Raw genomic sequence first — 24,186 nt, forward strand, 5'->3', positions numbered from 1 at the left:
ATTCAAGATTCTAGCATTGTCCCTGAACTGGAGGTAAAATTTTCGCAAAATATTTTTGGTAATGGTGAAGGTATATCTTTAGACAATGATGGATGAAAGAACTTTTGAATGGACAACAAGCCGGCTTTACGAAAGGGAATCTTAGATTTATGAAGTTGTTGAACTAACGAGTGTCGACACTAAAGATAATGAGCATGTTTTGTAAAAAGATGGGTCAAAACATGCTTTTTATATTTGTTCTCATACGGAGGGTAAAACAGTCTCGAAACACTCGTTTTTTAACATACTAGAGAAAGAGGGAGGTAGGGAAAATTCAGTTATGGGGGAAATGAATAGTTTTTATAAACAAAAAAATCACTCTAAATGGAGTAGCATCAAAAAACCAAAAAAATTTAAAAGATAATAAAGATACAAAATTTCAAGTTTACATTAGCTATTCCCATTTATACCCTGCAAGGCAATATTTTTAGCCCCAATTCAGCCCCATATCGCCCCAAAAAAGCATTAATCTGCTATAGCTTGTACACTCTCGAAGGTCAGAGCAATAGCCATTAAACGTAGCAACTCTTAATAGAAAAGTGTATAATTTAGCTTATATTGGAAAATGCGAACGTAGTAGTAAATTGAAAATATGCAAAACGTATTGGGGACTATAAAATGAGAAGAAACATTATCAGTACAGTAGTAATTTTTTTATTAATTGTTCCTGTTAGTCTAACTGTGCAGGCAGCAAATCTATTTGAACTTTATAATGATATTACAGAAAATGACCTTCATAACAGTATCATTTTGTCGCCTGAAAGCTCAAAGGCATTTGTTAATGGTAATATGGTTTCTGCCATACAGCCAATTGTAATAGATGGAAGAACCTTAGTACCACTTCGCTTTATTTCTGAAGGATTTGGTGCAAGGGTAGATTTCAACCCTAAAAATAATACCATAACCATTAAAAATTCGGATAAAACTATAACCTTGAAAATAGGGAACAAGGCAGTAGATGTGAATGGCGATTCGATTCAAATGGACGTTTCTGCAGTCCTGCATCATAATACAACCTATATTCCTCTAAGATATATAGGGGAGGCATTTAATAAGAAAGTAGTCTATTTGAAGAATGAAAACCAGCAACCATATAGTTTGATTATTATCAGGGGTGTAAATGCTACGGAGCTTGAAAACCTTAGACTTGTTCGCATTTGTGAATGGCTATTTCAGGGGAAATCTATTGTCTATAGCGATCGTTTTATGGCTGTGATGCAAGAAAAAGGTCAATTATTCTATAGCAATTATTTTTCTGATTTTGAACCCTTTGTTTATGAGGAATTTATTGAGGATGAAAATATAGTTAAACTAGGAGATATTTGGATTAAAACGGATATGGGCAATTTTTATATGGACTACGCATACAGCACTACAAAAGAATTTATTTTATATTATGTGGATGGACAAGCCATTTCAAGAGTAGCCGTAGAAAAAGCACCGATTAAAGCTGTAAAACCTTATCAGAATCATGTATATTATCTAACAAGATATGAGCGGGGGATAGTAAATGCGCCTGAAACAAGTAATTTAAAATATGCAACACGAGCAAATAGACAATGGGTTTCTGATTATTTAGGCATGCCAGGTTTTTATTATGGTTTTGATACGATAGGTAATGCCTATAACTGGAAAATAAATGATAATGGCATCTATATTTTCGGTTATAATAGATTTGGCAATTTAAGCTCAGAAGATAGAAAAAAGACTTTTGGAAATTACAGGGTAGACTTAAAGGGGCACCATCATGAGGTCATCAACCCTTAAAGGTTGCGTTTTAAGCTGAATTGGCTGGTTTACGTTCTGTTTTGTATGGAACTTTAGCCAGTCAATTTTTATTTACTCTGTTCCCTATATCTGGAATGGGTACATGGTCGAATGGTTTATATATAGAGGGTTTAACTATTATTTGCGTTTCTTTTTAGTATAAAAAATAAACCAAATAAAATATAGGATTGGCATGAGTGACAAACCTAGTGAAACATATTTATGTTGCTCATTAGGTAAAATAATAATAGAAATAATCGCTAATATAATGGCAGGGAATACAGTGTAAAACCAGATTCGTACAGCTTTATTTTTAAAAGTAAGTTCAAATCGATCCATACAAGAGCACCTCATTTATTAATCCTAAAGACCATTGTTCGGATAATTGGGAATTATTTCCTAATAGAAAATATATCATAGTAAAATAAAAAATAGAAGTAAAATGGTAGGGGTGACGGATAAAACTAGCTCATTAAAGGTTATCGAAAAATATTTTTTGTCCTGTAACTTTATTTGAAGTTGATGCGTCTACTTAGTAGTGTATTTAACTATTTTTGAAAAAGAATAGTGAATTTACATCATTTACCAAAGGGTTTTTAGTTGCTTATCGACAAAAATATAGATTAAAATGATTCTGACTGTTTTTTTATCAGGTACAATGTATCCTGATCAACTACTTGTGCCCGCAAGCACATCCCCGTTTTGACTGCTTACTATAAGTGATGAAACAAACCTTGTCTGCAAATCGGAAAAATATCCCAATCCTTTATATGATGGAATACACGATAATTTCATAGAAAAATACTGTAGAAAATGATATGCCTTATGGTTGTAGGCAAAAAATCAATAGGACATTCAGCTCTTTCAAGTGGCAGAAATGATGATAAAATAAACATGTTATTGGAAATATTAACTATCGGAGGTTTATTATGGGTAAAGGCGTATTATGGACAGCCACTGCTATCCTAGTAGTTTTACTTGGGTTTGGAAGCTACTACTTTATTAAAGAAATAACGAACTCTATGGCATACAATAAATTAGTGGATGAGTATAAAAAGCCAGTACCCATCAACAATATAGAGTCTGAATATGATGTGATTGTCATTGGTGGTGAGCCTGAGGGTGTCGCTGCTGCTGTTGCTTCTGCTCGTAATGGAGCTAAAACCTTATTGGTAGAAAAACGTGAAGAATTGGGTGGATTATTTACATATGGGATGCTAAATTTTCTAGATATTCCACGTGATGGTCATAATAACTCCATCAGTGAAGGTATTTTTAAAGAATGGCATGAGCTAGTGAGAGGCAATGATGCTTTTGGTATCGTCGGAGCTAAAGCAGCGTTTAAAAAGCTGATTGATGAGGAACCCAATTTAACATTGTCGGTGCAAACGGAAGTAGTTAAAACGAATCTTCAACAACAACAACTAAATTCTGTTGAGCTAAAAAATGAATACGGTACATATGTCGTTAAAGGAAAATCATTCATAGATGCTACTCAGGATGCAGATTTTGCGACGATGTCTAAAGTTCCTTTCTTTGTTGGTGGAGAAGATATTGGAATAAAGGATAAGCGCATGGCTGTAACATTAATGCTTCACTTGAAAAATGTCGATTGGGATCAAGTAAAAAAAGCGGCTAAGTCAGATGTATTTGGCGGGGCTAACTTGAATCATACCGTAATGTGGGGCTTTACAAAGCTTCATGATGAATATAAACCTTTGCAAGAAGGTACAAGATTAAGAGGGTTAAATTTAGCCCGAGTGGATGATGAATATTTTATTAATGCATTACAAATTTTCGGAATTGATGGTTTAAATGAGAATTCGAAGCAGGCTGCCATAGCTGCAGGTAAAAAAGAAACATTGCATGTACTAAAATATTTACAGGAAAACTTCCCCGGATTTGAAAAAGCAGAAATTGTCAGCTTCCCGGAAGAGCTTTATGTACGAGAAACTAGACATATTTGGGCTGAATATCAATTACCAATGTCCGATATTTGGCAGAATCGTGATCATTGGGATAGTATTGGGATTGCCTCTTATCCAGTAGATGTGCAGGCTCAAACACCACATGATTATGGGTATGTTATTTCTGCGCCAAAGCAATATGCGATTCCATTCCGATCTCTAGTACCAAAGGATATCGATGGATTACTTGTTGTGGGACGCTCTGCAGGTTATTCATCTTTAGCAGCGGGAAGTGCCCGTATTGTCCCAACTGGTATGGTGACTGGTGAAGCGGCAGGGACAGCGGCAGCACTAGCTCTTCAACAAGATGTTACTTTTAGAGAAATGAGCAAGGATAAGAAATTAATTGCTACATTAAGAGAGCAGTTGGATAAACAAGGTGCCTATGTCGATTCATTTTCTGTGAACTATCCTTATCAGGGCAAATGGTATGATGAAGCCATTCAAACGTTAATTAACTATGGACTTGTTGTTGGCGGCTATGATAATGATTTAAAGGTCGACAGTAAAGCAACGAAAATTAAGTTTGCTAAAATGTTGAAAGAAAGTATGCTACGTGCCGGCGCAGAGAGTACAGCCGATAAAAAAGATAAGCTGGAGATTGTTATTAATAAGGTATATAGCACGGGTGATGAAGCTATTACGCGAGATGAGCTGGCACAATATTTGGCAGATGTGCTCATCGGTGAATCGACTGCAAATAGCTGGGAAAGTTTAATTGATAAAGAAATTGTTTCGGAAAAAGTAGCGAAGAAAGTGAAAGACAATAAGCAACTGAAGTTAAAAGAGATGTATGCCATCATGGCAGATGTCATTCATTATGTAGAAAAAGAACGTTCCTCTAAATGAGGAGCGTTTTTTTATGGTGGATCGTTTGGAATGCCGTCTGTAACTTGTGTAGACGAATGCAGAAGCAATCAGTGCTGCCTATGCAAAATTCTCTAAACGCTCTGAAGCAATGATTCATTCATACAAAAAGCATTGACGCCAAGCGAAGACTCCTGTAAAATATGTCAAAATCTTAGAAAAATTCGATGAAAAAGAGAGTAATTGATGGGACAACTGGAAAGCGAGTTAGGGATGGTGTGAGCCTAATACAGAAACCATGAATGAAGCGCACTTTGGAGAAGGTTCTCGAACTAAGAGTAGAGAATAGCGGGGCGTCACCTCGTTAACAATGGAAAGTGGTCATTATGAATGGCAACTAGAGTGGTACCACGGGATTACTATGCTCTCGTCTCTAATTATAGAGGCGAGGGCTTTTTTTATTGAAAAAAGAGGAGGATATACATGAATCAACAAATTGCAAAAAGTATTGCTGAAATTTTAAATCATCAGCTAACAGCTCAAGACGTGGAACAATTACTAGAAAAACCAAAAAGTTTAGAAAGGGGCGATATGGCATTTCCCTGCTTCACCTTGGCTAAAATATGGAAGAAGCCCCCTCAACAAATTGCAATAGACATCGCAAGCCAATTACAAAATGAGATAATCCATCAGGTGCAATCTGTCGGTGGCTATGTCAATATTTTTCTTCATCAAGTAAAAGTGACACAACAAGTGTTGGGTCTTATCATGCAGGAACAACAAAACTATGGTACGAATCAAGCAGAAAGGGGAAGTGTCGTCCTTGACTTTTCTTCGCCCAATATTGCTAAACCGTTCTCTATGGGACATTTACGTTCAACCGTCATTGGTAATGCCTTAGCCAATATTGCAGTGAAAAATGGTTATCAGGCTATTCGTATTAACCATCTAGGGGACTGGGGCACCCAATTTGGCAAGCTAATCGTTGCGTATCAAAATTGGGGTGATAAGGAAGCCATTACAGCATCCCCTATAGAGGAATTATTAAAGATTTATGTTAAATTTCATACTATGGCTGAACAAGATCCTATACTAAATGAAATGGCACGTGCTGCCTTTAAAGCATTAGAAGATGGTGATTCAGAGGCTTTAGCGTTGTGGCAATGGTTCCGTGATGTATCATTAGATGAATTTCAGACTATTTATCAGCTGCTAGGCATCAAATTTGATGAATTTACTGGAGAAGCCTTTTACAATGATAAGATGACAAAGGTTGTAACAGAGCTACAAAACAAAGGGTTACTTATGGAATCGGAAGGTGCATTTGTAGTGGAGATGGAGGAAATGCCTCCATGTTTAATAACAAAAACAGATGGAGCTACACTTTATGCAACACGAGATTTGGCTGCTGCCTTTTACCGACAGCAACAGTATCAACCCAACAAAATTTTCTATGTAGTGGGTAATGAACAAACTCTTCATTTTAAACAATTATTTCAGGTGATTGAAAAAATGGGATATGGCTGGGCAAAAGATTTGCAGCATGTACCATTTGGGATGATGCTTAAAGATGGTAAGAAAATGTCGACACGTAAAGGCAAGGTGGTATTATTAGCTGATGTTTTAGCCGAGGCGATTGCGACAGCTAAGCGTAATATAGAAGACAAAAACCCTCATTTACAGCAGAAAGAGCGAGTGGCTCAGCAAGTAGGAGTTGGAGCGGTAATCTTTAATGACCTAAAATATCATCGTCTAAACGATATAGAATTCTCCATCGAGCAAATGATGAATTTTGAAGGAGAAACGGGGCCATACGTACAGTATTCCTATGCACGTATTTGCTCCATCTTGGCAAAGGGAAATGTGCCTTCTCAATTGAAGTCATATGCTCCACTAGGACAACAGGCTTGGTCAATCATTTTATTATTGGAACAATTTCCGCAAGTGGTAGACGCCTCATTTAACCAGGCTGACCCATCGCTCATCGCGAAATATGCTTTACAGCTAGCGCGCTTATTCAATAAATATTATGCACACCAAAAAATATTAGCCGATGATGCCCAGCAAGCTTCACGTCTTGCGCTCTGTCATTGTGTAGGAATCGTCTTAAAAGAGTCACTAGCTTTACTGGGTATTGAGTCTCCAGAAAATATGTAGGGAACGGACCACTTACCCAATCATTGACCATTTATAGAATACATGGTAAAAGAATAAAAGAAAACTCTTCTATTGATTGGCAGCAGAGAGGATTAATCAAATGAATAAAAAACAATGGACCGTTTCACTTATCTTAGTGGTAATGAGTATATTTTTAGTCGCACTAAATATGAGACCGGCTGTAACAGCGATTGGACCACTCTTTAATGTCCTTATGATAAATTTACACGTATCCAATACAAGTATGAGCTTTCTGACATCTATTCCTGTTTTTTGCATGGGTTTATTTGCTCCTTTTGCTGTACCATTTCAGCGCAAGCTTGGCACAAAATTAGCAATCGTGCTATTAATGGCTATTCTTGTCTTCGCAAATGGGCTGCGCTTATTCCAAGAAAGCTATCTTTTATTAGTGGTTACAAGTTTTGCAGCTGGCTTGGCCATTGCGATGATTGGCCCTATATTAAATGCGTATAGTAAGAAAAAATTCCCTCAACGCTTTACGATTGTTATTGGAATTTACTCATTTGGTATAGGCGTTGGTGCGACATTAAGTGCAGCTTTGACTGTGAACTTTTATCACTATTTTGATAATCAATGGACAATAGCACTAGGGATTTGGGCCATACTTGCTATGGTCTCACTAATTATATGGAGCTGGGTAATCCCAAAAGAACAAGGGGCAGATGTTCAAAATTCGGCCAACAACGAGCCGGTACGTAATCCTTGGGTAACAGGTCGTGCTTGGCTGATCGCATTGTATTTTGGCTTACAAACCTCATTGTTTTTCTCAATGATGTCGTGGCTTACACCTCTTTTACAGGACAAAGGCTTGACGCTTGAGGTAGCGAGTATAATGCTGACATTTATGTCGATTATACAAATGATGGGTAATATTGCTGTGCCCATGCTTATGGAGAAATGGACAAATCGATTAGCATGGGTATTGGCGTTAGGCTGTTTTGGGCTGATAGGTTTTACATTATTATGGCTTATGTCAGGGATCTATTTGTGGTTGGCCGTATTTATTATCGGCATTGTTTTAAGTGGGCTATTTCCGATTGGTTTATTGTTACCGCTTGATGAGGCTAGAAATGATCAAGAAGCCAACAGCTGGTCATCCATGGTATTTTCAGGTGGCTTTATGTTAAGTGCCATCATCCCAGTTTTGATTGGCGTTTGCTATGACATGACAGGCAACCATACATGGACGTACGCCATCTTTCTAGCATTGATGCTTGGAATAATTGCCACGACAGGGCTACTACGAAAAAATTAATTCGAGAAGACATGCCATTCAAAATGCATGTCTTTTTTTCTGTCAAAAATATTTTGAAGGCCTAAAATCCATCCATTTTCATAGCAAATCGGAGAATCCATTAATTTTAATAGGTAGAATGAAATAGAACTGAAGGGAATAATGTATTTTACTACTATTTTAATTACAATAATTATATTATGTAAACTTGAAACATCCTAAGTCCTTGATTATGATAGACAAGAGAGATAGTTGAAAAGAAAGTTTTGGTGAAGGTATGTATAAAAAGATGCTCGTATTAGGAGCGGCGGCCATGCTGTTGACAGGTTGTGACAGTCAAATTGGTGCAGGTTGGTTTCAAGCAGAAAAAGCAGAGGTGCCAACAAAAACAGTGGCCAAGCAAGAAGAAAAGATAGTGCCTGAGGTTGAGGTGATAGGTGAGCATGGAGTTGGTGCAGGCATTATTATTCAGCAAAAGGAGGATGAGCTTTATATTTTAACTAATGGCGCACTGGTAGCCTCAAAGCCAACCGCCCTTGTGAAATTTGGTCAGGATAAGCTAGTGGCAGCGAATGTTCATTTCATGTCAACGGCACATAATGTTGCACTTTTGCAAGTGACCTATAAAGCGAATGTGCAAGTTCCAAAAATGTATGAAGGGGAGCTCAATCAGCTGTCAGTTTACGTGAATGGCTTACCTTATACGATTCAAAAATATCAAGATAAAATAGCTGCCTATTATATTGATACACAAGAAAAGCTACCATTAGGGAGCCCGGTGATGGAGGCGGAAAACGGAGCAATTGTGGGGCTTTATTTTAACCGCCAGCAGCAAGGAGAAGCACAACCATACATATTGCCGATAAAGGAAATTCAACCATTTATGCAAAAATGGTTAAAGGATGGCATGAAGGCGAGTATACGCCTATCCCAATCAAAAAATTTATATCCTTATATAGAGCAGGGGGATCAAGAAACCGTTCAGCAAGCCCTCGAGCAATACGGTGAAAATATTTTTGCGTATAATAAAGATGAAATCATTCTTTTTTTAGATACATTCCATAAGCATTTAAAAGGAGCTGTAACTATTCAAGATGCAAGTGTCATGGAGCCGATAGTAGGGTCAGAAGAATTGGAAGACACTCTGGGCGGCATGGTTGCTTACTATGCCTCTAAGCAAGCGAAGATTCATTTCTCGAACACAGACATTCAAGATATTCGTATAGTGAATCAGCATCTTCAGGTACGAGCTAAAACGGAGTATGTATTGACCAATGCAGCAGGGCAGGAAGCTCTTGCCCATTCCATTATGCTTTACGAAATTATGAAAAATGAACAGGGCGAATACAAGTTACTTCGTCTTACTACTGAGGAGTGAACTTTGCATGGAGCAAGCAAGACAAATGCTACAGCATCATTTTGGCTATGAAGCCTTCAGGCAAGGACAAGCCCAAATTATTGAACAAACATTACATGGACAATCAAGCCTGTGTGTGATGCCAACAGGTGGTGGGAAATCCATTTGCTATCAGATTCCTGCGTTAATACTTGAGGGGCTGACAATTGTCATATCGCCCCTTATTTCTTTAATGCAAGATCAGGTGGAAGCTTTACGAGCAGCTAATATTCCTGCTGCCTATATAAATAGTACATTAACAGCACAAGAAGTGAATGAAACGATGCAGCTAGCTAGTGCTGGTTATTTAAAACTACTTTATATCGCACCTGAACGACTGGAAAGTGCTTCCTTCCTTCAAGCATTGTCCTATTTATCTGTCCCATTAATTGCGGTAGACGAAGCTCACTGTATTTCACAATGGGGTCATGATTTTAGACCAAGTTATCGCTCCATTCAAAAGCTTTTTACACTGTGGCCGCAGAAGCCAGCTGTATTAGCTCTTACCGCCACTGCGACACCTGCTGTTTGTGAGGATATTCGGCATTTATTAAACATTGACGAAAATGCAACAGTGATGACAGGCTTTACGCGTGATAACTTGGCACTTTCGGTGCTAATTGGAGAAAATAAAGAACGTTATATTAAAAATTACTTACAGAAAAATAAACAGGAAGTCGGTATTATCTACGCCGCCACACGAAAGGCGGTAGACGCGATTTATGACATGCTTAGTCGTACTGGAGAAGCAGTAGCCAAATATCATGCGGGGCTATCAGAGGAACTACGTATGGCAGAGCAGGAGCGATTTTTAAAAGATGAGGCGCGTATTATGGTGGCTACCAACGCCTTTGGCATGGGAATCGATAAAAGCAATGTGCGCTTTGTCCTGCACTATCAAATGCCTCGGAATATGGAGAGCTATTACCAAGAAGCAGGGAGAGCTGGTCGAGATGGTCTTCCAAGTGCTTGTATATTATTGTATGCCTCCGGTGATGTTCAAACTCAGCGTTTTCTTATTGAGCAATCGCAAGACGAGGCACGAATACCACAGGAATTAGCGAAGCTCCAAACAATGGTCGACTATTGCCATACAGAGGGCTGTCTTCAAAATGCTATTTTAGCGTATTTTGGTGAAGTACAAGAGGAGCCTTGTGGTCGCTGTAGTAATTGTAATGATGGTCGTACCGTGATGAATGTGACAGAGGATGCACAAAAGGTACTGGCTTGTGTTGTACGGATGGGCCAAAAATTCGGCAAGACGATGGTAGCACAAGTACTCATCGGCTCCAAAAATCAAAAAATGACGGAATTTGGGTTTGCTCGTTTATCCACCTATGGTATTTTGAAGGGACATTATTCGTCTAAAGATGTCTCGAACTTTATTGAGTTTCTAATTGCAGAGGGTTTATTGGCTGTTAAACACGGCACATATCCAACTATTTATGTGTCAGCCGAGGGCAAAGAAGTACTACTTGGCCAACGACAGGTCATGCGGAAAGAAGCTGTAACGGTTAAAAAACTGGTAGATAATGATCCATTATTTGAACATTTACGTGTGTTGCGAAAAGAAATTGCAGATGAAGAGAAAGTACCGCCATTTGTAGTATTCTCGGATAAAACATTGCGTGAATTATGTGACAAGAAGCCAGCAGAATTGGACGATTTACGCCACATAAGCGGCATTGGTGAAGTGAAATTTGATAAATACGGCAAACGTTTCTTTGAGGCGTTACAATCGTTTTTAGAAACACCCATCTAGGACAATTTTCGATCAAGCACGTGCTTTTACAAAAAAGAGAGGTGTCTCAATGAAATGGTTGAGGCACCTCTAATTGTTTATTGATCCCAATGCTTAGTTATAAATTCATCACGGCCGGAAATAGCACGGTCTTGCTGATAGTGATTAGCTTCTTTTTTATAGTAATCTTGGTGATAGTCTTCCGCAGGATAGAAGCGTTCAGCATCCCGAATTTTGGTTACAATAGGTTTATCGAAGCGTCCACTAGTGGCAAGCTTTTCTTTCGAGGCCTCGGCGATTTTCTTTTGTTCATCCGTGTAAGTAAAGATGGCCGTTGAATAGGACTCTCCACGATCATGAAACTGTCCGAAAGCATCAGTGGGATCAATTTGCATCCAATAAATGTCTAACAGTTGTTCATAGCTAAAAATGGCTGGATCGAATTCAATTTCGACGACCTCTAGATGGCCAGAAGTCCCTTTCTTAACATCCTCGTATGTTGGGTTTTCTAAATGACCGCCCATATAACCAGATGTTACTTTATGTATACCATCCCACTCGACGAATGGCTTAACCATGCACCAAAAACAACCGCCAGCAAAAGTAGCTTTTTCTATCATGTACATCATCCTTTCTTTTGTGAAAATATTATAGCATTGTTTGGCGAAAAAACTGAGCATTTGGGTGTAAAATAACAATAAGATAGTTGAAGTTGGGACTTCCTCTATCAACAAATGAAACTTTCCGGCTAATCAATCGTTACATTAACTATAAAAAAATAGAGGAGTTAGTCATTATGGAAGAGCAAGATTATACAAGACGCTCACAACGTCCTAAAAACCGAAAGCTTCGTAAAGGGAGAGCAATTTTCACATTATTATTACTGTGTATCATAGTAGTGGCAGGCTACTCGATTATGCAGTACCGCAGTGGACTAAAGCTTGCCAATCAAACACAAGTCGAGCAGGAGGATTTCTCTGGCGATACGTTAAAAGGCGATATTGAAAATTACTTAATTCTCGGTGTCGATACACGTGGCGAGGAAAAATCTCGAACAGATACGATGATGGTATTATCTTGGAATAAATCAAACAACGATATTAAACTGGTATCCTTTATGCGGGATATTTATGCGGATATCCCTGGCTATCAATCCTATAAGCTTAATACAGCGTACTACTTAGATGGGGTACAGCTACTTAAGGATACACTAACAAATATGTTCGGCTTACCGATTCACCATTATGCCCTTATTGATTTTAAAAACTTTGAATCGTTGGTGGATATTTTAGCACCTAATGGTGTTGAGATGGATGTTGAGAAGGATATGTCCGAAAATATTGGGGTAGAGTTGAAGCAAGGTGTACATCATTTAAATGGACAGGAGTTACTAGGCTATGCACGCTTCCGTCATGATGCAGAAGGTGATTTCGGTCGTGTTGCTCGTCAGCAAAAGGTCATAGAGGCCTTAAAAAATGAGCTTTTGACACCTGCGAATGTATTGCATTTACCAAAATTCGTAGGGGCAGCACAAGGCTATATTACAACCGATTATTCTTCTGCTGAAGAAATGCAACAAGTGCTAAAATTACTATCAAAGGGCAAGGTGAACATTGAAAAAGCAACGATTCCAATCGAAGGAAGCTACCAATTCCAAAACTTTAGCCATGCCGGCGATTCGATCGTGATTGATGTGGAACAAAACAAAGCCTTTTTAAGCGATTTTTTAGGCATTTCACTGGAGTGATGTTTAGCAAAATCCAGCATTATCCTGTAATATAAAGGTAGAGTTTTTTGATTGGGGTGGATATATGGAAAAAGAAAGACCAAAAGAACGTTCAAACCTGTTAGCAACCAAGTTTATTCGTTTCTTAGGTGGTAGAAACCTATTATTTACGCTGGTTATTTTATTATTAGTTGCATGTGTTATTTTTATGTTTAATCAAGTTTCCTTTATCTTTACCCCGCTTCAAGTGTTATTTGAAGTCGTCATTTTACCAGGGGTATTAGCTGTCATTGGGTACTATTTATTACGTCCATTATTGGCGATATTGGTTAGATGGCGTATTCCAAGAATTTGGGGTATTTTAATACTCTACATCGCGGTAGTTGGGGTCATAACACTGCTCGTTGTGTTGGTTTATCCGTTTTTACGTGACCAATTTACGAACTTAGTGCAGGAATTCCCAGAGTATTTTATGAAGTTTACGGAAAAATTTGTTGCATTCTTTAATCATTCACGTTTTAACGATTATTTAGATAAAATTAACTTTGACTACAATGAAGTGGTTAAAAACTTTACTACTGATATGGTAAAAACTGTGAAAGATACGGCTACAAATATAGCACAGGGTGTAGCATCCGGTATTACGGGTTTCCTATCAACGTTAACAGGCATCGTCCTATCGCTTGTAACCGTACCATTTATCTTGTTTTATTTACTAAAAGAAGGCGAAAAATTACCGAAATTTATGCTGAAAGTATGCCCACCGCGTATGCGTAAAGAAGTGACTGAAATTTTCCATGATATGGACAAGCAAATAAGTTCTTACATACAAGGGCAAATTTTAGTATCTATGTGTATTGGTGCAATGGTCACAATTGGCTTCTTAATAATTGGTATGAAATATGCTTTATTGCTCGGCTTCCTTGCGATGATTACAAGTGTAGTGCCTTATTTAGGTCCTGTTATTGCCATCACACCAGCCGTTATTATCGCTCTTGTCACATCACCATTGATGTTGATTAAGCTAGCGATTGTATGGACGATTGTTCAGTTAATTGAGGGAAAATTTATTTCTCCACAAATTATGGGGAAATCGCTCAGTATTCACCCAATTACAATTATCTTTGTATTATTAACGGCAGGCTCGCTATTTGGTGTCCCTGGGGTCATTTTGGGGATTCCAGGTTATGCAATCTTTAAAGTGCTTGTGACTCATCTATTCAAGCTATTTAAACAGCGCTATAACCGTTATGAGGATGACGTTCACCAAAAATATGATGTATAAGAGGATACAGCTACTTCGCTTGACAGTAGCTGTGTTTTTAATAGGAAAAAAAGAACGGGGGAAAATAGCATGACCTACATACCTATTAATTTTCAAGAAAAATTTGCAAAATTCCAAGAGCACTGGTCTCCAAAGGTAATTGCTGAGATGAATGAATATCAATTCAAACTGGTTAAAGTAATCGGAGATTTTGTTTGGCATAAACATGATGATACAGATGAAGTGTTTATGGTGATTGAAGGGGAGCTTGTCATTGAATTTCGTGATGGAGAAGTAAGATTAAAGGAGGGTGAAATGTTTGTCGTACCACGCCAAGTTGAACATAAACCTTACGCTGCAGCCGAGTGTAAAATTTTGCTCGTAGAGCCTGCTGGGGTAGTAAATACGGGTGAGGAAAAAACTGCGCTTACTGCTGAAAATGATGTTTGGATTTAATGAATAAAACCCTTCTAGCATGTTGTTAGAAGGGTTTTCTATGTTAGTTTTCTTGTAGTAATTGTACTTGCGCTAAACGATCGACAGCTTCCTGAAGGATTTTCGCTGGTTGCACAAGTGCTAAGCGCAGATAACCTTGTCCTGCCGTTCCAAATACAGTACCTGGAACCGTAACAATGCCAACCTGCTCAATCAATTTAAAAGCGAGTTCGGTGCAATCCATATCATATGGATACTTTGCCCAAACAAACATCCCACCGTTAGAAGGTGCTGCGTCCCAACCTAGTGCCTGTAAGCCATTCATCAATGTTTGATGACGCTCAGAAAAGGTTGCACGTAGGCTTGCTGTAATTTCTTCAGCGTGATCGAGGGCAACGACAGCTGCATCTTGAATAGGCTCAAAAATACCGAAATCTAAATTCGATTTTAATTGCTTTAAAATCGCAATCATTTCAGCATTTCCTGCGATATAGGCAATCCGTGTTCCTGCCAAACTAAAGCTTTTGGAAAGGGAGTTAATTTCCATCCCTACTTCTTTTGCACCTGGTGTAGCAAGGAAGCTAATCGGTCCATCGCCCGTAAAATAAAACTCAGAATAGGCTGCATCATGCAGGACGATGATGTTATATTTTTTAGCAAAGGCAATCACTTTTTCAAAATATGCTAAGGATGGCATCGCTGGTACTGGATTTCCTGGTAAGTTTAAAATTAATAGCTTTGCTTTATGGGCAATATCTTCTGGTACAGCGTCTAAGTCTGGAAGGTAGTTGTTGTCAGCTGTTTGAGGCATGTAATAGGGTGTTGCACCAGCTAAGTGAATGCCTGCGTCATACGCAACGTATGCTGGGTTTGTCGATAGCACGATGTCTCCAGGATCACAAAAGGCCATTGGAAGATGCACTAAGCCTTCTTGAGAGCCAATTGTTTGAATGATTTCAGTAGTAGGATCTAAATCAACGCTGCTACGGCGCTTATAGTAGCGGCTGACAGCCTCATAAAAACGCTGTGTGCCTGTAAGTGTATAGCCATACGATTCAGCTAAACCTGCTCGATAAGATAGATGTTCGCGAATTTTGGCATGTGGAGGAAGATCGGGGCTTCCTAAGCTTAAGTCAATCAGAGTCATGCCCTTTGCCTGCTGCTCTCTCGCAAAATTTTTCAAATCTCCGAAAATTGCTGGTGTAAATAATGACATTTTTTTAGATGGTACGATTTTCAAGACTAGTACACTCCTTGTAGTTGTATAACAGAATAGTAGTTCACATTTTATCATACTAAAGCGAAGAAAGGGACAGATATTCTGAAAAAAGAAAATATTTATATAATGTAGAGGATGTGCGCATAGGCTAGCGAAAATGGATTGCCTAATGTTGGGGAAACCTACTGTAAATTCCGTAAATGTAGAAGTTGTATTATACTTACTATATAGTTTTTCAGTGGGAATCATGGAGTAAACCGATTCATCAAACATCTCTATCAAAGCATGAGGAACAGCTATAAAGATTAATTAGCATAAGAGGGGGGAGGACTTTGAAGGTATATTCGTTAAGTGGACCAAGCGGCACAGGAAAAAGCACTAGCGCTCTATCTTTTGCCCATAAAATTGGCGTACAGGCGATTATCGATGATGGATTACTCATTGTCAATGGCGTGAGAGTCGCAGGAGTTTCTGCTAAATTTGAAAAAAATACAATTACCGCTGTAAGGCGTGCCATTTTTACCGACCAGGAGCACCGTGAGGCAGTCAAGAAGGCGCTAGCAAGCCATCGAGTGGAATCTATTTTACTAATTGGGACGTCAACGAAAATGACGAATAGTATTGCGAAGCAGCTGGAGCTAGGCGCTATCGAGCATTATTATGATGTGGAAGATATTCGTTCCTTTAAGGACATTCAAAAAGCTCGTTTTATTCGACAAACACAAGGGAAGCATGTTATGCCGATCCCTTACCGACAAGTTGAGCAAAATTTCTTTAAGCGACTGGTGCTAAAGGGAATGGAGATTTTTTCAACAAAACGTGAAAAGATTGGGGAAACAACCATTGTTCGTCCTGATTTTCAACGGGAGTATATTGAGATTAGTAATCATGTTTACGTCCAGCTACTTACGTATTGCTGTCAACAACAGGATTTTGTGCAAAAGGTGGAGCAAGTCCAATTTGTACTTGGTGAACAGGTCCAAGCTATTTTGTCCCTACAGGTAAGGCTACCGATTGATTATCCGTTAGCAGCACGTTTATATAACTTACAACAGGCGGTGCAGACGGAATTTTATCAGCATTTTGGCTATGAATTGGATGCTATCCACGTTCATGCCAAGTCAGGTATCCAAAAGAAAAAATCATAAAAAACTCTTACTCCTGTCACTTTAGGAGTTATTTTGCACTTTTTTCAATCGTATAAGGAAATATAAAAAAGCCCAATTTCTTAGCATAAAAATTGAGAAATTGGGCTTTTATCGTTGCTCGGGTTTAATATTTATTTGATTCCAATTACTAAACTGCCTCGTGCGGCTTCAACAAGTTATTGTTTGTTGTATGTAAAACTTTATATGTTGCTCTCAAAATATTGCTGATACCTGTTGAAATAAACTTTCTTTAATCAGCTTGATTTTTACGATGAACCTCAGTAAGATCTTTTAAATAATATAATGAATAGTCATCTCTAATATCCACTTCAAAAAAGTAATGATTTTTAGTTTCTATATCTTTAACTTCTATTTCAAACAAACCCATTCCTCTCATGTAATCGATTTCTTCAGGTTTTAAATTTTCTCTAGCAATGCCATAGTTAGTTTCCATATAGTTTTCCACATAGTTGTATACGATAGCGTTTCGAGATTTAGAATTAAAATAATTGTAATTAACAAAAATAACTACTATACAAAATAAAAGATTAAAGATAATTATTTTTTTCATTTACCTCTCCTTCCACCATATCAAGTATCAAGACTATATTTATTAATGATTTCCATTTTTTAAACTAGTAAAATGCGATTTTAGTGTCATTACCTAGCAATTTCAATATAATTGCAGAGTTAACGTTATATTTATATCACGTATAGTACTATTAGGAGCTAACGTTTGACCTCTAACATTGTACCTGTGGAAGCGTAGGTATTTCCAAGTCCAGGTGCAGGTACTCCTGTCGCCAGTGGGCGAGAAGAGTACCTATTTTTATTTGGGCTGACGCGTAAACTGTGGCTGGCGTTTTTCAACGAATGCTCGACAACCTTCTGCAAAATCATTGCCGACAAATGGCGTGGAGCCTTTCCATAAGGCTGGAACACTATCGAGGCATTCTTGGACAGACTGCTTTACTGCCAGTAAGGATTCAGGAGACATTCCCGCCACAAGCTTACCCATGCGGATCATGTATTTATTCAAATCCTTCTCTGCTACAAGATAATTGAGCATCCCAAGCTTATAGGCTTCCTCTGCTTTAAACATTCTTCCTGTAAACACTAAATCCTTTGTTGTGGCTGGGCCAACAAGCTGTACTAAACGCTGTGCAAATTTATTATTTAATGTAATCCCTAATTTACCAACAGGAATGCCCAGTTTGGCTTTGTCAGAGCCAATACGAATATCACAGGCTAATGCTAATTCCAAGCCAGCCCCCATTGCAGGCCCATTAATCACACCAATCGTAGGGATAGGCAAGCGCTCAATAGTGGAAATGGTCTTTTCCATATGTATAAACGCCTCTTCAGCCTTGTCGAGAGAAATGGCATTAAATTCTTTAATGTCAGAGCCAGCAGTGAAATTTTGTCCTGAGCCTCGTAAAATAAGGACTTTATTTTTGGGATTATCTAATACTTGCAGGGCAATTTTTGCTAATTGATCCCACATATTTGCGGTTAATGCATTCTTCGCCTGTGGTCGATGGATCGTAATAATTGCTAGCCCAGCAGTTTCTTGATAAATAATTTTTGCGTCTTCTGCTTCCAGTCGAGTCGTCTTTACTTGCATTTTAGAGAGCCCCCTACATATTTGTCTATACCATTATTATATAACACCATGAACGATAAACACGAAATTATACGAATTTTCATATAAAATTGCGTTGTTATACAAAAATAGATGGAATAAATAGCAATTGTCTTACAACAGGGGAATGGAATTTACTATTGTAAGAAAGCAAAAGATGTGAGAAACTAATAGTCGAACATTTGTTTCTTTACGATGCAAGAAGCACTTGAATGATGGGAGCATGTATGAATCTAAAATACAGATTATCCGACACTATATATTATTTAGAAAATAAAAACATACGCTCCACATATATAGTAAAATAAAACTAACTAACGCACAGCACACAAGGAGGGAGCCTATGGTCACACTCAAGGAAGCGTGGAACAGCTATATTTTGCTATTACAGTCATTAAAAAAAAGTGCAGCAACGATGAAGCAATACAATATGGACGGGCAGCATTTTTTATCATTTGCCCATGAAAAAAATTACTTGTATGTAGATCACCACTTTCAAGAGTTATTACAAATCTATGGTCACTATTTAAAGGAAACCTATCACAATATCAATACGTTTAATCATAAAATAGCAACTATGCGGGGCTTTGTAGACTTTATTTTCCTACGAGAATGGATAGAGCCCTTTGATTATCAACATATTTTACAGCCGAGGAAAAGGCAAAAAGAGGCACTACAAGTACTTACAAATAAGCAAATCGGGCAAATGGCTAATGTTTGGCCTATTTATTTTCAATATGCAAAAACAGCAGAGCATGCATGGCTGGCGAGACGCAATGGTTGTATTGTGCAGGTTTTGATGGAGACAGGGTGTAAGCCAGCTGAGCTTGTACGAATGAAGTGGTCGCATTTCCAAAAGGAAAAATCAACTCTTTATATTGCGAATCGAAATGGACGCCGCGAGGTAAAGTGTTCGCCCATACTTATGGACATGCTAGCGCATTATCAGGAAGAAACAGAAACCATGCATGACAAGGAAATGGGGGAATGGGTGTGGGTGAGCGAGGCAAGCCTGACAAAGCCGATTACAACGAAGACAGTGGAACGTATTTTTCAAACGATGTCCAAGGATATTGGGAAAAACGTCAGAGCCACCGATTTGCGTTATACTGTTATGCAAAGGGCGTTTCAACAAGAGAAAACATTGGAACATATTCAGCAAGAAATGGGCTATGTTCGCAAATGGGTACTAACAGAAAGACAACAGCGCTTTGAATAAAAAACGTGCAGGAATTGCGTGTTCTCGCCAATCCTGCACGTGTCAATAATGCTTATAAATGATTCAATGCTTTGACACTTACTTTTACGGTTAAATCATGCTTGCCTCCTGAATAAACCCCTTCAACAGGGCTTATATCACTATAATCTCGGCCAATACACAAAATAATATGGTTTTCTAATACTTCCACGTTATTGGTAGGATCCAGACCAATCCAGCCAATACCAGGTATCATGACTTCTACCCAAGCATGTGTTGCACTATCGCCGACGAGAGCTGAATTTTCATCGACATATAAATAACCACTAACATAGCGTGCAGGAATTCCTTTAGAGCGTAATACACCCAGCATAACATGAGTGAAATCCTGGCATACTCCACGCTTTAGGGCAAATGCCTCACTAGCTGTTGTACTTACATCTGTTGCTGACGGGTCGTATTCAAAACTAGAGTATAAGTATTGCATTAAATTAAGCGAAAAGAGCACAGGATTTTCAGCATGGCCTATCGCATGAAAAACCTCCTCCAGCTGTTGCTCTGTCATATACGTAAAATGAGTTGCTTTTAAATAGGGAAGATAATGTTCATAAAATAGCTGTGAGTGAAAAATAGTCTGCATTTCGGGTGAATATTGAATACGATGAATAAATGGCGCACGCTGGATACTGACAATCGACGATGTATGAATTTCTAGTACTTGATGCTGCTCCGGGATATAAAATGAACCTACTGTATTTCCCCAAATATCCGTATGCTCACGGGTAAGAGAGGATGGAGTAATTGCAATTCGATAGGATAATAGCCGTTGACGCTCATCACTGCGTGGCTTTAAGCGAATCGTATTTAAACTTTGGTCGACTTCAGACTCATATTGAAAAATATTTGTATGTTGAATTTCAAATTTCATCGTGTCCGCTTCCTTCTGCTTACTGACTTGCCTGTTGAAAGGGAGCTGTGATGGATTCCTTTCAAGGTTGTACGCTGGGTTCATATAAATGATAGATTGTCGAGAATGTTTCGCTAAAGGCAATCCATTGACTCAATCTTTCCTCCATGATTGTAATGGCTTCCTCGACGCTCATTGTCCAAAAATCAAGATGATTGAATGCTAAAACAAAGCTTTTGATGGTCGAATGGAGCGTTAAACATTTTGGTGATAAAGGATCATGCTCGATGGACTGGAAAGCTTCTTCTAATTTCTTCAGACAAAACATGACCGAGCAAGGAACATGTTCATCCTGCCATAAATATCGAATGCCCAATAATAAATTTGTTTGGCGATGCTTCTGCAAAAAGGATTCTTTTGCGGCAGCAAGCTCTAATAAAAATGTACCATCCATCTCATGAAGGGATTGGCCTGTTATTTTCTGTTGCTCGAGAATAATTAACGACATCCGCATCGTTTTTTCTGCTCTTTCCAGCCATTTCCCAATTTCCATGAAATAAAAGGGGAGATCGCGATCCATTGTGCCCTCGACCAGTCCAGTCACCATCCACAATGTCTTCCGCACTTCCTGTAAAAAAGCTTGAAGATCAATTAACGGGATAGGTCGATCCATTGTTAGTATGTCCTGCTGCTTCGTTAAATAAAAGGCATTTTGTATTTCCCATAGCTCCGCAGGTAGACGATCTCTTGTCACTCGGGCATTTTCTCGAATGGCACGTAAGGTAGCAAGGAGGGCGTTGCCATTTTTCTCGGAAAACAATAGATAATCAATTAATGGATTAACACGTAATGCTGTATAATTGGCTAAATACTCCTCCTTCGAGGCACAAATATTTAAAACAGCCTCCCAATGATCAATATAATCATGTTCTTGCCCAGATTGCTCCAACATATTCAACAGCTGTACCTGTAATATATGTGTATTGGTTTGTGTGCGTTCACTATACCGTGCCATCCAGTATAACGCGTCGGCTACTCGACTCAGCATGCTGCACCTCCTCCTTTAAAATCCATGTGTCCTTAGCACCGCCGCCCTGCGATGAATTGACCACAAGTGAACCTTCTTGTAAGGCCACTCGTGATAATCCACCTGGCAATACATAACAATCCTCACCCTTCATGGCAAACACACGTAAATCCACATGGCAAGGATAAAACCGCCCATTTTGAAAGGCTGGTGCTCTGGACAATTTTATGGTTGGTTGAGCAATATATTGGCATGGATGCTTCATTATTTTTCCCTTAAACAGAGCGATTTCTTCCTCACTTGCATGGGGACCAATGAGCATATCATAGCCCCCGGAGGCACTTACATTTTTAATGACTAGCTCCTGAATATGCTCTAATACCCATGCTCGCTGTTGCTCATCTTCTAAATGATAGGTTTTCACATTCGGTAATATAGGCTCTTCTTGAAGGTAATAGCGAATCATATCAGGTACATAGGCATACATCGCCTTATCATCTGCCACGCCATTGCCAACAGCATTTAAAATGGCCACATTGCCAGCTTGGTAAACTGCCATTAAATGAGGGACACCTAACAAAGAGTCCTCACGAAATGCAATCGGATCTAAAAAATCATCATCAATCCGGCGATAAATAATATCGATTTGTTGTAAACCGTAAATGGTTTTCATATAAACCTTCAAATCCTGTACGACCAAATCGCGGCCCTCTACTAGTTGAATCGTTAAATGCTGAGCTAAAAATACGTGATCATAATAGGCTGAGTTGTACATACCTGCTGTTAGCAGCACCGCTTTTGGTTCTCGTCCTTCCTCCATAGTAGGTGGACGATGAGCAAGCAGTGCTTTTTTCATGTTAGCCATCTGCTTATCCAGAGATAAAATAGTATGCTTAGAGAAAAATTCAGGATACACCTCCTTCATGACGTCACGGTTTTCAAAAACATAAGAAATGCCAGAAGGATTCCGTAAATTATCTTCCAGCACGAAATATTCACCATTCTCATCCCGTATTAAATCAATACCTGCTAAAAATATATGATTAGCAATTGGTACCTTAAGTCCATGCATGATTGGTGAGAAATATGGATTATTTTCTACCAACTGTCTAGGAATATAGCCATCACGAATGATTCTTTGTTCATCATACACATCTTGTAAAAATAAGTTCAGCGCTTCCACACGTTGCTTGACGCCTACCTCAATAATTGCCCACTGTGTTTGAGGAATAATGATAGGGACACAATCAAAGGGCATGGTCCTTTCGGTTCCACCTTGTGCACCATAGACAGTAAAAGTAATTCCTTGTCTGAGAAAGCTTGCTTGTGCTTGCCGATATTTCTCTTCAAGTTGCTCCTGAGAAAAAATGGATAGCTTATGATGAAAAGATCGATAATGGGGCTTCGGTTGATTGCCATCAAACATTTCATCGAAAAACAGACTAGAATCATATAAATTCATCCTATGAATCCCTCCGAATTTGAGTAGTAATAAAAACATGGTACACTGTGAGTAAATACATAAAAGGAGCTAACATTCATGACAATCATTAATCTAATGCAAGCTTATGAACTTGATAAACTATCTAAATTAAATTATTCAGACGAAGAGATTTTGCGTGCTTTACGGGCGGGGGATGTATCAGCTTGGCAGGAACAAGTCCCAAACTATGAATTTAGTGAAACAATGGCACTTTTCCAGGATGGCGAACAAGAGTTCTTAGATGCGTTACATGGCCATTATCGAATTAAGTATGTAACATTGCCTGGCATCCAACGTTTATTGCATCTACGCTTTAATCTTGAAGAAGGGGTAGATTACCAACTTTTAGAAAATGGTATCCAACATTTGATGTGTGATGAGGAAACGGTCACAAAACTACAGCAAATGTTATCGACGAACTGGTCACTTACAAAACAAGGTGATGAGAAGTACTCGGTTTTTGTAAAATAGTCAATTTATCCAAATAATCCCATGCGTGTTGTGAGACGAATCGACATGGGTAGTTACCCACCTTTCTAATTTTCGAGTCGCCTCACAAACCAATAGAAGTATACTAGATTTTAATATTCATCGAACGTCAACTTTATACCTAAAAACCAGTAACTGTCACAATTCTTTTCTTATTTAGTCAAAGGATTCCCTTTAAAAAAAGGGGATCTTTTTTTATTTGTATACACCGAATGTATGTTCTTAATAATAGGAAAATGACCTATTTGTCCAGATAAAGTTCCCAAATTTATATTTGGGAACGTTTTTTATGGTAAAATAGAGCAAATAGAGGTGATTGGAATGCAAAAAACAAAACTACCAAAAATCATGAAGGACTTTCTTGTTTATTTAACGACTATCAAAGGAAAGTCCCAGCGCACAAGAAAAGAATACGAATATGATTTGTCTTTATTTTTCCGTTTCCATACAGCTGTTCAGGAGGATCTGAATATAGAAAATTTAGCAGCAATTGATATTGCCACTATTTCAATAGAAGAA

21 protein-coding genes and 1 other annotated feature are annotated in these 24,186 nt (G+C 38.5%); of the genes, 13 read left to right on the forward strand and 8 right to left on the reverse strand.

What is annotated here, in order from left to right; all coding sequences use genetic code 11:
• Positions 1-657: 657 nt before the first annotated feature.
• Positions 658-1,806, forward strand: coding sequence for a copper amine oxidase N-terminal domain-containing protein (locus AC3CH7_RS16650; RefSeq protein ID WP_488381651.1), 1,149 nt, complete (start codon positions 658-660; stop codon positions 1,804-1,806).
• Positions 1,807-1,944: 138 nt separating this feature from the next.
• Here AC3CH7_RS16650 and AC3CH7_RS16655 read toward each other — a convergent pair whose 3' ends face one another.
• Positions 1,945-2,145, reverse strand: coding sequence for a hypothetical protein (locus AC3CH7_RS16655; RefSeq protein WP_031415863.1), 201 nt, complete (start codon positions 2,143-2,145; stop codon positions 1,945-1,947).
• A gap of 590 nt (positions 2,146-2,735) precedes the next feature.
• Here AC3CH7_RS16655 and AC3CH7_RS16660 point away from each other — a divergent pair.
• The 5 genes from AC3CH7_RS16660 (at position 2,736) to recQ (ending at position 11,150) form a co-directional block, all read left to right on the forward strand.
• Entirely contained in the window at positions 2,736-4,622 is a 1,887-nt protein-coding gene (locus AC3CH7_RS16660; RefSeq protein WP_031415865.1) for an FAD-dependent oxidoreductase, read from the forward strand.
• A gap of 176 nt (positions 4,623-4,798) precedes the next feature.
• Positions 4,799-5,018: a binding site (T-box leader), on the forward strand.
• A gap of 45 nt (positions 5,019-5,063) precedes the next feature.
• Positions 5,064-6,737 carry an arginine--tRNA ligase gene (gene argS / locus AC3CH7_RS16665; protein ID WP_031415866.1) on the forward strand — a complete coding sequence of 558 codons (1,674 nt, stop codon included), beginning with the start codon at positions 5,064-5,066 and terminating at the stop codon, positions 6,735-6,737.
• 100 nt (positions 6,738-6,837) lie between these two features.
• The gene (locus AC3CH7_RS16670; protein WP_488381652.1) at positions 6,838-8,013 is read left to right on the forward strand and encodes an MFS transporter; all 1,176 of its coding nucleotides are present in this window, start codon (positions 6,838-6,840) and stop codon (positions 8,011-8,013) included.
• A 256-nt stretch (positions 8,014-8,269) separates the two neighbouring features.
• Positions 8,270-9,370, forward strand: a complete 1,101-nt coding sequence (locus tag AC3CH7_RS16675) for a hypothetical protein (protein ID WP_488381653.1) — start codon at positions 8,270-8,272, stop codon at positions 9,368-9,370.
• A 7-nt stretch (positions 9,371-9,377) separates the two neighbouring features.
• On the forward strand, positions 9,378-11,150 hold the full coding sequence (recQ, locus tag AC3CH7_RS16680) for a DNA helicase RecQ (RefSeq protein ID WP_031415869.1): 1,773 nt from the start codon (positions 9,378-9,380) through the stop codon (positions 11,148-11,150).
• A 77-nt stretch (positions 11,151-11,227) separates the two neighbouring features.
• On the opposite strand, the gene msrA is transcribed toward recQ, so the two are convergent.
• Positions 11,228-11,749 carry a peptide-methionine (S)-S-oxide reductase MsrA gene (gene msrA, locus AC3CH7_RS16685; RefSeq protein ID WP_012294459.1) on the reverse strand — a complete coding sequence of 174 codons (522 nt, stop codon included), beginning with the start codon at positions 11,747-11,749 and terminating at the stop codon, positions 11,228-11,230.
• Positions 11,750-11,925: 176 nt separating this feature from the next.
• On the opposite strand from msrA, the gene AC3CH7_RS16690 reads away from it, so the two are divergent.
• The 3 genes from AC3CH7_RS16690 (at position 11,926) to AC3CH7_RS16700 (ending at position 14,575) form a co-directional block, all read left to right on the forward strand.
• Positions 11,926-12,876, forward strand: a complete 951-nt coding sequence (locus AC3CH7_RS16690; RefSeq protein WP_012294460.1) for an LCP family protein — start codon at positions 11,926-11,928, stop codon at positions 12,874-12,876.
• Positions 12,877-12,940: 64 nt separating this feature from the next.
• The gene (locus tag AC3CH7_RS16695; RefSeq protein ID WP_012294461.1) at positions 12,941-14,140 is read left to right on the forward strand and encodes an AI-2E family transporter; all 1,200 of its coding nucleotides are present in this window, start codon (positions 12,941-12,943) and stop codon (positions 14,138-14,140) included.
• Positions 14,141-14,209: 69 nt separating this feature from the next.
• Positions 14,210-14,575, forward strand: a complete 366-nt coding sequence (locus tag AC3CH7_RS16700) for a cupin domain-containing protein (protein WP_031415875.1) — start codon at positions 14,210-14,212, stop codon at positions 14,573-14,575.
• Positions 14,576-14,618: 43 nt separating this feature from the next.
• Here AC3CH7_RS16700 and AC3CH7_RS16705 read toward each other — a convergent pair whose 3' ends face one another.
• The gene (locus tag AC3CH7_RS16705; RefSeq protein WP_012294462.1) at positions 14,619-15,794 is read right to left on the reverse strand and encodes an aminotransferase class I/II-fold pyridoxal phosphate-dependent enzyme; all 1,176 of its coding nucleotides are present in this window, start codon (positions 15,792-15,794) and stop codon (positions 14,619-14,621) included.
• A 311-nt stretch (positions 15,795-16,105) separates the two neighbouring features.
• Between AC3CH7_RS16705 and AC3CH7_RS16710 the strand changes: the two genes are divergently transcribed.
• A complete protein-coding gene (locus AC3CH7_RS16710; protein ID WP_012294463.1) occupies positions 16,106-16,921 on the forward strand; it encodes an ATP-binding protein in 816 nt (271 codons plus the stop codon).
• Positions 16,922-17,171: 250 nt separating this feature from the next.
• On the opposite strand, the gene AC3CH7_RS16715 is transcribed toward AC3CH7_RS16710, so the two are convergent.
• On the reverse strand, positions 17,172-17,492 hold the full coding sequence (locus AC3CH7_RS16715) for a hypothetical protein (protein WP_031415877.1): 321 nt from the start codon (positions 17,490-17,492) through the stop codon (positions 17,172-17,174).
• A 258-nt stretch (positions 17,493-17,750) separates the two neighbouring features.
• The gene (locus tag AC3CH7_RS16720) at positions 17,751-18,545 is read right to left on the reverse strand and encodes an enoyl-CoA hydratase/isomerase family protein (RefSeq protein WP_012294465.1); all 795 of its coding nucleotides are present in this window, start codon (positions 18,543-18,545) and stop codon (positions 17,751-17,753) included.
• Between the two features lie 361 nt (positions 18,546-18,906).
• Here AC3CH7_RS16720 and AC3CH7_RS16725 point away from each other — a divergent pair, with 361 nt between their 5' ends.
• Complete coding sequence (locus tag AC3CH7_RS16725) at positions 18,907-19,782, forward strand: tyrosine-type recombinase/integrase (protein WP_099805136.1); 876 nt, start codon at positions 18,907-18,909, stop codon at positions 19,780-19,782.
• Positions 19,783-19,834: 52 nt separating this feature from the next.
• Here the strand turns inward: AC3CH7_RS16725 and AC3CH7_RS16730 are convergent, their stop codons facing one another.
• From AC3CH7_RS16730 to AC3CH7_RS16740, 3 genes are all read right to left on the reverse strand, one after another.
• Positions 19,835-20,689, reverse strand: coding sequence for a transglutaminase family protein (locus AC3CH7_RS16730; protein WP_012294467.1), 855 nt, complete (start codon positions 20,687-20,689; stop codon positions 19,835-19,837).
• 61 nt (positions 20,690-20,750) lie between these two features.
• Complete coding sequence (locus tag AC3CH7_RS16735) at positions 20,751-21,716, reverse strand: alpha-E domain-containing protein (protein WP_197149055.1); 966 nt, start codon at positions 21,714-21,716, stop codon at positions 20,751-20,753.
• A complete protein-coding gene (locus AC3CH7_RS16740; RefSeq protein ID WP_012294469.1) occupies positions 21,670-23,157 on the reverse strand; it encodes a circularly permuted type 2 ATP-grasp protein in 1,488 nt (495 codons plus the stop codon). Before AC3CH7_RS16740 ends, AC3CH7_RS16735 begins: the two co-directional genes overlap by 47 nt.
• Before the next feature lie 78 nt (positions 23,158-23,235).
• On the opposite strand from AC3CH7_RS16740, the gene AC3CH7_RS16745 reads away from it, so the two are divergent.
• A complete protein-coding gene (locus AC3CH7_RS16745) occupies positions 23,236-23,649 on the forward strand; it encodes a hypothetical protein (protein ID WP_031415882.1) in 414 nt (137 codons plus the stop codon).
• A gap of 339 nt (positions 23,650-23,988) precedes the next feature.
• A partial coding sequence (locus AC3CH7_RS16750; RefSeq protein ID WP_488381796.1) for a site-specific integrase occupies positions 23,989-24,186 on the forward strand: 198 nt, incomplete at its 3' end.

This window comes from Lysinibacillus sp. F12, from assembly GCF_057773605.1.